At 59.1% G+C, this 252-nt stretch carries 1 pseudogene; it reads left to right on the top strand.

The features are described from left to right. Positions 1–131: 131 nt before the first annotated feature. Positions 132–252: pseudogene (locus GWC77_RS28810) on the top strand (transposase); the annotation flags it as partial.

Below are 252 nucleotides of genomic sequence, written 5' to 3'. Positions count from 1 at the left end.
CCGCTTCAGCACGCTGCCCGCGCCGGTGGGCAACGTTGAGCGAGCTTTCTTCGTCTTTGCCATCATCGATGTCCTGCGTTTCAATTCGCACCGATTCTACTCGTCCTCGTTAATGCGACAGAGCCACGCCGCCTGCGGTGTGGTTCGCCTATACGCCGGATCGCAAAGGCATCCATCCGCAACAACATCTCGAGTCGTTCAGCGGCACGCTGCAAGCTGACGCCTACGGCGGCTACCAGGCCATTTACGAAA

This window comes from Paraburkholderia sp. NMBU_R16, from assembly GCF_013282575.1.
GTDB lineage: Bacteria > Pseudomonadota > Gammaproteobacteria > Burkholderiales > Burkholderiaceae > Trinickia.
The sequence above is the reverse complement of the archived record's forward strand: the minus strand, read 5'-3'. Positions and strand labels throughout refer to the sequence as shown.